This is a genomic window from Pseudomonas sp. P106(2024) (genome assembly GCF_057480815.1).
On the sequence record NZ_JBLIYU010000004.1, the window covers coordinates 414,302 to 423,497 of the forward strand.

Annotated in this window: 13 protein-coding genes; 7 read left to right on the forward strand and 6 right to left on the reverse strand. The window is 65.9% G+C overall.

Annotated elements, in window-relative coordinates; all coding sequences use genetic code 11:
- Positions 1–16 precede the first annotated feature (16 nt).
- Positions 17–259 carry a hypothetical protein gene (locus AC25M7_RS10335; protein WP_062363571.1) on the forward strand — a complete coding sequence of 81 codons (243 nt, stop codon included), beginning with the start codon at positions 17–19 and terminating at the stop codon, positions 257–259.
- Positions 260–265: 6 nt separating this feature from the next.
- Here the strand turns inward: AC25M7_RS10335 and AC25M7_RS10340 are convergent, their stop codons facing one another.
- The 6 genes from AC25M7_RS10340 to AC25M7_RS10365 all read right to left on the reverse strand — a co-directional run bounded on the left by AC25M7_RS10340 (position 266) and on the right by AC25M7_RS10365 (position 5,851).
- Positions 266–1,381, reverse strand: a complete 1,116-nt coding sequence (locus AC25M7_RS10340; RefSeq protein ID WP_236247963.1) for a succinylglutamate desuccinylase/aspartoacylase family protein — start codon at positions 1,379–1,381, stop codon at positions 266–268.
- Between the two features lie 175 nt (positions 1,382–1,556).
- The gene (locus AC25M7_RS10345) at positions 1,557–3,992 is read right to left on the reverse strand and encodes a penicillin acylase family protein (RefSeq protein WP_247284136.1); all 2,436 of its coding nucleotides are present in this window, start codon (positions 3,990–3,992) and stop codon (positions 1,557–1,559) included.
- A gap of 193 nt (positions 3,993–4,185) precedes the next feature.
- Positions 4,186–4,389 (reverse strand): SEC-C metal-binding domain-containing protein, encoded by a 204-nt coding sequence (locus AC25M7_RS10350; RefSeq protein WP_028690062.1) that lies wholly within the window; start codon positions 4,387–4,389, stop codon positions 4,186–4,188.
- Between the two features lie 7 nt (positions 4,390–4,396).
- Positions 4,397–4,873 carry an LEA/WHy family protein gene (locus tag AC25M7_RS10355; protein WP_486970997.1) on the reverse strand — a complete coding sequence of 159 codons (477 nt, stop codon included), beginning with the start codon at positions 4,871–4,873 and terminating at the stop codon, positions 4,397–4,399.
- Between the two features lie 2 nt (positions 4,874–4,875).
- The gene (locus AC25M7_RS10360) at positions 4,876–5,352 is read right to left on the reverse strand and encodes a YchJ family protein (RefSeq protein WP_028690060.1); all 477 of its coding nucleotides are present in this window, start codon (positions 5,350–5,352) and stop codon (positions 4,876–4,878) included.
- A gap of 4 nt (positions 5,353–5,356) precedes the next feature.
- Positions 5,357–5,851, reverse strand: coding sequence for a DUF6231 family protein (locus tag AC25M7_RS10365; protein WP_028690059.1), 495 nt, complete (start codon positions 5,849–5,851; stop codon positions 5,357–5,359).
- A gap of 160 nt (positions 5,852–6,011) precedes the next feature.
- Between AC25M7_RS10365 and AC25M7_RS10370 the strand changes: the two genes are divergently transcribed.
- From AC25M7_RS10370 to AC25M7_RS10395, 6 genes are all read left to right on the forward strand, one after another.
- Positions 6,012–6,704, forward strand: coding sequence for a PA1041 family peptidoglycan-binding anchor lipoprotein (locus tag AC25M7_RS10370; RefSeq protein ID WP_028690058.1), 693 nt, complete (start codon positions 6,012–6,014; stop codon positions 6,702–6,704).
- A gap of 89 nt (positions 6,705–6,793) precedes the next feature.
- A complete protein-coding gene (locus tag AC25M7_RS10375) occupies positions 6,794–7,513 on the forward strand; it encodes a PA1041 family peptidoglycan-binding anchor lipoprotein (RefSeq protein ID WP_028690057.1) in 720 nt (239 codons plus the stop codon).
- A gap of 98 nt (positions 7,514–7,611) precedes the next feature.
- Positions 7,612–7,887: a DUF1145 domain-containing protein gene (locus tag AC25M7_RS10380; RefSeq protein WP_050704046.1), complete on the forward strand. Its 276-nt coding sequence runs from the start codon at positions 7,612–7,614 to the stop codon at positions 7,885–7,887.
- Positions 7,880–8,638 carry a hypothetical protein gene (locus AC25M7_RS10385; RefSeq protein ID WP_036985967.1) on the forward strand — a complete coding sequence of 253 codons (759 nt, stop codon included), beginning with the start codon at positions 7,880–7,882 and terminating at the stop codon, positions 8,636–8,638. The genes AC25M7_RS10380 and AC25M7_RS10385 overlap by 8 nt, the downstream gene beginning before the upstream one ends.
- A gap of 128 nt (positions 8,639–8,766) precedes the next feature.
- The gene (locus tag AC25M7_RS10390) at positions 8,767–8,904 is read left to right on the forward strand and encodes a hypothetical protein (RefSeq protein ID WP_486971004.1); all 138 of its coding nucleotides are present in this window, start codon (positions 8,767–8,769) and stop codon (positions 8,902–8,904) included.
- Positions 8,905–8,919: 15 nt separating this feature from the next.
- Positions 8,920–9,196 (forward strand): transposase (locus AC25M7_RS10395; protein WP_486970998.1); only part of this gene is annotated, 277 nt, incomplete at its 3' end.

Genomic DNA, 9,196 nt, shown 5'->3' on the forward strand with positions numbered 1-9,196 from the left:
TCGTCAGGAGCCGCCTATGAAAATCGACCCCGCAATCAGTGCCAAGCTGGCCGTCCTGCAGCCGAACCAGATCGGATTGCTGGCCTGGTCGCTGATGGCCCACCCGCCGATCCACACACCACTGCCGATGCAGGCCGGTGGCGTGCCGCACCAGCCCGATCCCGACACACCGCAGCCGCCGGAACCTGGCGAGCACCCACCGATGGAGCCGGGCGAGCCGACCCTGCCCGATGAGCCGCCTCCCGCCCCAGTGGCCTGATTTGTCTCAGTTGCCCAGCAGATAGCCGCTGCGGCAAACCTGTGCGCCGGCCACATGGGCAACCACCATGCCCGCCGTGGCCATGCGCCTGATGCTGCGCGCGTAGAGCAGGCCGGCCTGGGTATTGCGCAGAGGGGTGACCCGGTCGCTGAGCGGGTCGATGACCTCGGCTATCAGCTCTCCGGCTTGCAGGTACTGGCCGGGCGCGGCGTGGAACACCAGCAGCCCGCCAAGCGGTGTCATGACCGGCTCCACGGCCGCCAGCGGCGTCGCCGGGTGAACCAATGCGGGCAGCGGGGCCGGCTGGCCCTCGATGATCCCGGCATGGGTAAGGAAGTCGAGGATCGCCTGGCAGTCCCGGGTCGCCAGGGGGTGGCTGACATCGGCCTGGCCGCGCAGCTCGATGGTCACCGAGAAACTGCCCTGGGGGATCGGGAAGCGTTTGGCGAAGCGCTGCTGCAGCTGCCACCACACCAGGCTGAAACACTCATCGAACGACTGTCCACCCGAGTCGGTGGCCAGCAGGCTGGCCTGCACGCCCAGGTAGCGGGCCAGCGGCTCGACCTGGGGCCAGGCTTCCGGCGTGGTATACAGATGCTCGACCGCCTCGAAGTCGCAGTGCAGGTCGAGGACCATGTCGGCGTCGCAGGCCAGGCGTTGCAGGGTCAGGCGCTGCGACTGCAGCGGCGTATGCGCGGGGTGGGCATCCAGGCCCCGGCGCAGGTATTCGCGAATCAGCGCCAGGTTGTGCGCCGGATCCTGGGTGAGATGGCCTTCGATCTGGTCACCGATGCTGTCGGACAAGTCGACGAACTTGCGGTTGAAGTTTTCACCGCTTTGCAGTTCGAAACGGCCCAGCGGCGCGTCCAGCAGCACCTGTTCCAGGCCCACCGGGTTGGCCACCGGTACGAGGATGATCTCCTTGCGCAAGCGGCCCTGCTGCTCCATTTCCCCGAGTCGCTGCTTCAGGTGCCAGGCCACCAGCATGCCCGGTAGCTCGTCGGCGTGCAGCGAGGCCTGGATGTACACCTTGCCGGCGCCACGCGGGCCGAAGTGGAAGCTGTGCAGCTGGCGGGCGATACCCGGGACAGGGGAGAGCAGGTCGTGGGTCGATTGGTGCATGGTGGTCCTGATATCAGCGTTTTAGGGCGAAGGCTGGGATCAAGGATAGAAGCATAACTTCGGGAGTGGCGCACTATTCGGATCGCGGGGCGCAAGGGAGCCAGGCGATGACTCGGTATCGGCCATGAGATCGAGCGCCGCCAGCGCGACGCTTGATCTCGGACTGCCAAATGAGCTACTTGCCAGGCACCAGGGTCAACCGCTGGCTGCCATAGGCCCGGGCAAAGTTCTGTGGTTGCAGCGGCAGGCTGCTGAAACGGCCTTTGAACCAGGCATCGAGCCCGTCGCTGTAGTGGCGGCTGGCCGGGTTGCCGGACTGGCCGTTGCTGGTCAGTACCTGCAGCGGTTCGGCCTGGCCGAAGTCGATGATCATGCGCGCCGAGGCCGGCAACTGAGTGTCGAAGCCGCTCCCCAAGGCATAAGGCGTCAGGGCCAGGGTGCTGAAGTCGCCTCCCGCCGCCAGGGGCGCGCGGTCGAGCTTGTCGCCCAGGCCATGATAGGTCGGTGCCGGCCAACGGTACTGGTGCAGCTTGCCCCATTGCCAGGCACGGCGATCCGCGCCGAGCTGGGCGGTGCCGGCATCCACCGCGGCGGCCAGGCTGCGGGCGAGGATGGTCGGCTTGTCTTCCTTCTGCGGCGTGCCGCGATCATCCCAGAACGGGCTGTCCTCGCGCCCCAGCAGGTGATCGACCTGGGCGGAGTAGGAGAGCTGGGCATTGCCGACGAAGGCCTGCCAGGCCGGGCTGGATTCCGGGCCCAGTTCGTCGAGGAAGGTCCGCCGGGTGACCGCCTGCAGGAACAGTTCATACAGCGCGGCATCGGCCGACACCGGGCTCAGCCGGCCATCGAAGGCCTTGAGCCGGGCCAGGGCATCGCGGGCCTTGTCGCGCTGCCCGGCGGGCAGGGCATCGATGGCCTGCTTGAGCGGCTGGGCCATGCCGGGCGCGTCGAACATCTGCTTGAGCTTGTCGGCCAGCAGCGTCACCTGGTCGTTCTGCAGGGCCATCAGGCTGCGGCTGTCGTGACGACCGTTGCCGGCCAGCTGGGCCATGCGCTCGGCACGCTCGGGGTAGTACCAACTGCTCGACAGCTGCATGCCATAGCCCTTGGGCAGGCTGCGCTGGTTGGCGTGACCGATGAAGCCGGCGGGCGGATCCTGGTCGTAGGGGTGCAGCATCGGGTCGGCGTAGCCGTCCCAATCATAACGCCCGTCCCAGCCCGGCGAGGGCAGCAGGCCCTGGCCTTCGCGGCGGTTGGGGTAGCGGCCACTGACCTGCCAGCCGATGTGCTGGGGCTCGGCGAACACGAAGTTCAACGCCGCCGCAGCGACCTCGCGGGTGCTGTCGAAGGCGCGCTCGATGTTCTGCGCGCGGGTCAGGTCGAACAGCGCGTCGAGGCTGCGATCTTCCTTGAGCTGCGGTAGGTGCAGGGCCAGGGCCAGGCTGCCATGGCCTGGCAGCAGGGTGCCATGGCGGGTGTCGTACATGACCTCGCGCTGCGGGCGCTGGCCGCGGACGAAGAAGGTTTCATTGCGTGCGCGGGCCTGCTGCCACTTGCCGTCAGCGAGGTAGCTCAGCTGGCTGCCCTGGCGGCGTACTTGCTCGAGGAACAGGTCCTGGTTGTCGGCCATCACCGCGCTGCTGCTCCAGGCCAGCTTGCCGTTGTAGCCGGCCAGCACGATCGGCAGGCCTGGCAGCGACAGGCCGGCGACCCGGTACTTGGTGGTATGGATCTGCACCGGGCTCAGTGCCCAGGCGGCGCGGCTGTCGCTGGCCAGCAGGCTATTGCCGCTGCGGCTGCGCTGGGGCGTCAGGGCCAAATTGGCTGAGCCGGGGGCGCCCAGCAGGCCGAGGTCGGCCAGTTGCTGGCCGGCGGCGGTGAGTGCGCCGAGCCCTGGCAGTTGGCTGGTCAGGTTCACGCCCTTGAGTTTGTCGAGCTCGCCCTCGGCCAGTGGCTCGTCGGGGGCGCCGGGCAGCAGCCAAGCGAGTTTGTCGGCACCGACCTTCTGCGCCAGGGTCAGGGCCGACAGTTCCTCCTGCAGGTTCACCGACTGGCTGAAGGCGTAGAGGCTGAAGATCAGTGCCGAGTCCTCGGGCTTCCAGTATTCCGGGCGGTAGCCGCTGCGGGCGAGCTCGCCCGGCAGCTTGTCGCGGTAGCGGAACAGGTAGGCGTTGACCCCGCGGGCGTACACCTCGAAGAAGCGCTTCAGGCGCGGCGAGGCATCGGCATACAGCTGGCCGGCGCTCTGCTTGAGGTTGGCGGCGCGCATCAGGCGATCGATCTCCAGGGCATCGGCCCCGGCCAGCTCGGCCAAGCGCCCCTGGGCCAGCAGGCGCATGGCGACCATCTGCTCGATGCGATCCCCGGCGTGCAGGTAGCCCAGGCTGAACAGCGCGTCATGGAAGCTGCTGCTTTCGATCAGCGGCGCGCCCATCGCGTTGCGCCGAACCGAGACGTTCTGCGCCAGGCCCTTGAGCGGTTGGACGCCCGTCGTCGGCAGCACACTGTCCTGGTGACCACCCATCTGGCAGCCGCCGAGTGCGAGCAGGCCTAGCAACGCGGCAGCACTGCCGAGGCGGAGAGGGAAGGGCGGAAGGACGGGGGCGGCCATGACTAGGCTCCTGCAGGGCGTGGCGGGGTTCTGAAAGGCGCTAAGGTAGTGAGCGCGCAGTCGCCGTGCAAGGTGCCGGGGAGCTTTATTTACCAGTGGTCGTGCTGGTATGTGCGGATCGCGGGCCAAGCCCGCTCCCACGACGATTTGCCGGGGAGCGGGCTTGACCTGCGATGGCCTGATTTGACGTCGATCAGGCGCCGTGGCACTTCTTGAATTTCTTCTCGCTGCCGCACGGGCAAGGGTCGTTGCGGCCGACGTCCTTCAGGGCGTTGCGCACCGGCTCCTGGTGGCCGTGGTTGCAGTGCGGGCCGTGTACATGGCCATGGTCGTGGGCGTGGTGATGGTCGTGACCGTGGTTGCAGTCGGGGCCATGGACATGGGGTTGCTGGGTCATTGCGGGGTTACTCCGGTTGTAGATCGCCGGGGATTATCTCACCCCTTTGCGACAAGTGCAGGTTCCGATGGAGGATCAGCCCGGTGGCCAGCTCGCCGCGCAGTTGGTATTGCAGGGGTTGCCCACGCTTGAGCAGCTTCGCCAGGGGCTTGAGGTGCTGCCAGAGGTTGGTGCGCACGGTGATCTTGAAGGTGCGCCGGGCCTGGCCGCCGACGCTGCGCCACAGGCTGGCCTCGTCCTCGGCCAGGAGCAGGTCGCCCAGGCGCACCGAATAGGTCAGATGGCGGATGAACAGGCGGCTGTCGTTGGGGTTGTCGACCCGCAGGTGCAGGACGAACTCCTGCTGGTGCAGACGCATCTTCACCGGCTCCACCTCGAGCAGGTGCAGCTGTGGCTCACGCCAGGTGTCGCCGCCCCAGCCGGCGCAGCCCGTCAGCCAGCCCAGCAACAGGCAGAGTGTGAGCAGGCGGGCCAGGGGGCGCATGTTCAACTACCGAGGTAACTGGCGCAGCATTTCTTGAATTTCTGCCCGCTGGCGCAGGGGCAGGGATCGTTGCGACCGGCCTTGAGTGCCACGGTCGGGTCGATGAAGTACCAGCGTCCTGCATGCTGGACGAATGCCGAGCGCTCGCGGTGCTGGTGGTCGCCTTCCAGGTCGTGCCAGCGCGCGGTGAAGGTGACGAAGGCGTGTTCGGGTTGCCCACCCAGTACCTCGGCGCTTTCCACCTCCAGCCCCAGCCAGGTGCTCTGCGCGCTCCAGGCCGCCATGGCGGCGCGATCCAGCTCGGCCTGCTGGGCCGGCAGGGTGGTGTTCACCAGGTAGTCGATCAGGCCCAGCACGTAGGCGCTGTAGCGCGAACGCATCAGGGTCTGGGCGTCCGGTGCCGGGGTGCCGCTGTGATAGTGCCCACAGCAGGCGTCGAGCAGGTTGCCGCTGCCGCAGGGGCAGATCGAGACACTCATCCAGTCACCACCAGTACTTGCCGAAGTTTTCAGGGTTGGCCCAGAACTTTGCGTTGAGCCAGTCCGGGACCTGCTTGTAGTCATGCAGATCATAGGTGAACAGGCTCAACACCTGTTCGTCGCGCTGGAACTTCTCGCTGGCCGAGAGTGCCAGCGAATAGAAGTCGGTGTCCTGCCAGCCGCAGGCGTTCAGATCCGCCAGCACCGCGACGCGGCTGGCGTTGAGGTTGCGGATGCCGCCCAGCAGCTCCAGGCCGGTGCGCTTGGGCAGGTGCTCCAGACAGTCGACCAGTACCGCCAGGTCGAAGCGTCGGGCTGCCTGTTCGGCGGGGAGCGGACCGGGTGCGGCGACCTCGATCCGGGTCTCGGGATGGGCGGCAGCGAAGGCTTCCAGAGCCGGGAAGCGACTGCCCACCAGCAGCAACTGGCGCGGGGTGAAGCGATCGAGCAGGGCGGCCAAGGCCTGCTGCGGCGTGCGTTGTGAAAAAACCTCGGTCATTGCCATTCCTCGTTCAGGTCGCTCAAGACTAGCGGTCCTAAGCGATCGGGCAAAGAGGCGCGTCGCTACGTCGGGGCTTATTGCTGGCAGAGCGGTAATCGCCGGTCTTTACTCCCAGAGCATCGGTAATGCACCGATTCCCCCTAGGAGAAGCAACAAGATGAGCATAGTACGCACAGCGATACCCCTGGTTCTGCTCACCAGTGTGTTGACTGGTTGTGCAGGTTTGCAGAAAACCGACTGGCCGAAGTGCGCTGCCGTCGGGGGCGTGGGCGGCGCGGCCCTGGGCGCGATCGAGAGCTCCAGCTGGGCTGGCTGGGGCGCATTGCTCGGTGGTGGCCTGGCGGCCGGCTATTGCTGGGCCCACGGCGATGGCGACGAAGACGGCGATGGTGTGCCGGACAGCCGCGACAAGTGCCCTGGTACTCCGCGTGGCGTGCAGGTCGATGCCAACGGTTGCCCGCCTGAGCCGGCGCCGGTGGTCGAGGAAGTGGTGGTGCAGAAGGAAGAGGTCATCGTCATTCGTGACGTTCACTTCGAGTTCAACTCGGCAAGCCTGACTCTCAAAGACAAAGAACGCCTGGATAAAGTGGCCAGTCGCCTGAAGCAGGAAGCGCCGAGCGCTCGTCTGAGCGTGACAGGTCACACCGACAGCGTCGGCTCCGATAGCTACAACCAGAAGCTTTCCGAGCGTCGTGCCCAGTCGGTGACCAACTACTTGGTCGAAAGCGGCGTGCCGCGAGCCAGCTTCATTTCGGTGGGGGGCGCGGGTGAGACCCAGCCGGTCGCTGACAATGCCACGGCCGATGGCCGGGCGATGAACCGGCGCACCGAAATCAAAATCCAGCGTTGAGTGCCGTACGCCCGCGCCTTGAGAAGTGACGCGGGCGCGTCTTTACTCCTGTGTGACCGGTAGCGGCCGGTGACACAGGAGCAATCACCATGCGTGTTTTGTCGAAAGCGGCGCTGCCGTTGGTGGTGGCGACGAGCCTGATTACAGGCTGCGCCACCCACAGCGATGGCAGCGCTCCCCTCAATCAAAGGACCTGGCCCATCTGCAGCCTGCTGGGCGGACTGGTCGGCGGCGGCCTTGGCGCCATCGAAAGTTCCAGCTGGGCGGCCGGTGCCGGCGTTGCCGGTGCGATTGCCGGTGGCCTGATCTGCTATGCCCAGGATGGCGACGAGGATGGCGATGGCGTATTCGACCGCCGCGACCGCTGCCCGGACACCCCGGCAGGTACCCAGGTCAATCACATGGGCTGCCCGCTGCCGCAGTATCCGGCGTCGGCACCCCAACCGGAACCCACCGCAACCCCAGAGGTGATCACGCTCGATGACCAGGGCCAGGTGCTGTTCGCCTTCGACTCCGCCGAGCTGACCCAGGGCGCCCAGCAGCGCCTGCAAGGTTTGCTGCCCAAGCTCAACGACCCCAGTGTGACCAGTGTCAAGGTCATCGGTTTCACCGACAGCGTGGGCTCGGACAGCTATAACCAGCGCTTGTCCGAGCGTCGCGCCAGTGGTGTTGCCGAGTACTTGATCAGCCAGGGGCTGGCGCCGAACAAGGTGACCAGCCAGGGCCGTGGCGAGAGTGAGCCGGTGGCTGACAACGACACCGATGAGGGGCGCTCGCGCAACCGACGGGTGGAGCTGCACCTGAACTGAACCCCTCTGGCGCATGCCCTGGCAGTAGGGTTACTGTTGCCGGCGCGGCCCGCTCGAACGGGCCGCGCCGACATAACAACAATCCATGGGGGCCGGACATGAAGTTCATCCTGGGCCTGGGCAAGGCTCTGACGGTGGCGTTCTGGGGCGTGGTGCTGTTCAACCTGTTCATGCCGCAGCCGTTGCCGCTCAATCTGCTGATCAATGCCGCGGGTATCGTCCTGCTGTCGCTGCATGCGCTGGAGGTGCTGTTCTTCAATGGCAGCCTGCGCGGGCGCAGCCACCGTTGGTTCGATCGCCTGCAGATCCTGCTGACCGGTATCTTCCACGTCATGTCCATCCCCCGTCCGCAGGAGGCGTCGAGCCATGCGTAAACTGATGTTGCTGGCCGCACTGGCCAGTCCCCTGGTCCAGGCCGAAAGCCTGGAGGTCGCCGCCCATTCGATGCTGCGTCTGCCCAACAAGGCGGCCAGTGTGCACCTGGAGCAGTTGCGGGTGGCCGACTCGGCGACGCTGTTGCTGCCGGCCACGCTGACCGAACTGAAGATCGACCGGCTCGAGCTGGGGCGCGATGCGCGGATCGCCATTGCGCCGGCGGAGCGGGACCTGAGTATCGAGGCTTTGAGTGCCTACCTGGGCGAGGGCAGCGAATTCAGCGCGCCTGGGGCGCCCGGGACCTATGAACGTGCTGCGCGGCCTGGGCGTAACCTGGATCTGCGTTTGCAGGCGCTGGAGGCGGACCGGCTGTCGATCGACGCCCGCGGCGGGGCTGGGGCGCCGGGGTATGTTGGGCTCGATGGGGCCAATGGCAAGCCCGGGGGGTGTACCTGGGGGCAGGCCAGCCGCGGGGCCAATGGTGATGATGGTGGCAATGGGCATGATGGGGCTTCCGGCGGGCGGGTTCGTCTGGCGGTGCCTGAAGGGTTTGCGCAAGAGCGGATTGTGGTGCGGCTTGATGGCGGTGCTCCGGGCAAGGCGGGGGCTGCTGGGAAGGCTGGTTTGGGTGGGGCCAGTAAGGGGTGTCTGGTTTATCGGACTGATGCTGGGGGGGATGGGCGGCCTGGGCAGGCCGGGCAGCCTGGGTTGGCTGGGGGCTCGGGGGAGTTGATTCTTCAGCGGCTTTGAGTTTCTTTGGTTAGTGTTGTTTGGTTGTTTGGTTATTTTAGTTGGTGTTGAGAGTTGTATTTGCATTCATTTGCGAGAGGGTGTCAGAAATTTTGTGTTCGGGCATAACATGAGTAAGAGGTGCATGTATGCCAACCAAAAAGAAACCCTTGCGTGACCTGCCCAAAATCCCCAAAGAGCTGCTGGAGCAGTTCGGTGAGGGCCTGATGACCGCAGAGGCTATCGAGGAGAGGGTGTCAGAAATTTTGTGTTCGGGCATAACATGAGTAAGAGGTGCATGTATGCCAACCAAAAAGAAACCCTTGCGTGACCTGCCCAAAATCCCCAAAGAGCTGCTGGAGCAGTTCGGTGAGGGCCTGATGACCGCAGAGGCTATCGAGGATGCCTCTGCGGCGTTCAAGAAGGCCTTGATCGAACGCGCTCTGCACGCCGAACTTGGCCACCACCTGGGTTATCCGTCGGGCGCGCAGCGCCCAGAGGATGAAACCAACCAGCGTAACGGCAAGAGTGGCAAGACGGTTTTGACCGGCGATGGCCCGCTGCGGCTGGAAATTCCTC

Bases quoted from the DNA above. Each gene is read 5' to 3' on its own strand.
- AC25M7_RS10335 (WP_062363571.1), top strand. From the start codon at position 17: ATGAAAATCGACCCCGCAATCAGTGCCAAGCTGGCCGTCCTGCAGCCG.
- AC25M7_RS10340 (WP_236247963.1), bottom strand. From the start codon at position 1,381: ATGCACCAATCGACCCACGACCTGCTCTCCCCTGTCCCGGGTATCGCC.
- AC25M7_RS10345 (WP_247284136.1), bottom strand. From the start codon at position 3,992: ATGGCCGCCCCCGTCCTTCCGCCCTTCCCTCTCCGCCTCGGCAGTGCT.
- AC25M7_RS10350 (WP_028690062.1), bottom strand. From the start codon at position 4,389: ATGACCCAGCAACCCCATGTCCATGGCCCCGACTGCAACCACGGTCAC.
- AC25M7_RS10355 (WP_486970997.1), bottom strand. From the start codon at position 4,873: ATGCGCCCCCTGGCCCGCCTGCTCACACTCTGCCTGTTGCTGGGCTGG.
- AC25M7_RS10360 (WP_028690060.1), bottom strand. From the start codon at position 5,352: ATGAGTGTCTCGATCTGCCCCTGCGGCAGCGGCAACCTGCTCGACGCC.
- AC25M7_RS10365 (WP_028690059.1), bottom strand. From the start codon at position 5,851: ATGACCGAGGTTTTTTCACAACGCACGCCGCAGCAGGCCTTGGCCGCC.
- AC25M7_RS10370 (WP_028690058.1), top strand. From the start codon at position 6,012: ATGAGCATAGTACGCACAGCGATACCCCTGGTTCTGCTCACCAGTGTG.
- AC25M7_RS10375 (WP_028690057.1), top strand. From the start codon at position 6,794: ATGCGTGTTTTGTCGAAAGCGGCGCTGCCGTTGGTGGTGGCGACGAGC.
- AC25M7_RS10380 (WP_050704046.1), top strand. From the start codon at position 7,612: ATGAAGTTCATCCTGGGCCTGGGCAAGGCTCTGACGGTGGCGTTCTGG.
- AC25M7_RS10385 (WP_036985967.1), top strand. From the start codon at position 7,880: ATGCGTAAACTGATGTTGCTGGCCGCACTGGCCAGTCCCCTGGTCCAG.
- AC25M7_RS10390 (WP_486971004.1), top strand. From the start codon at position 8,767: ATGCCAACCAAAAAGAAACCCTTGCGTGACCTGCCCAAAATCCCCAAA.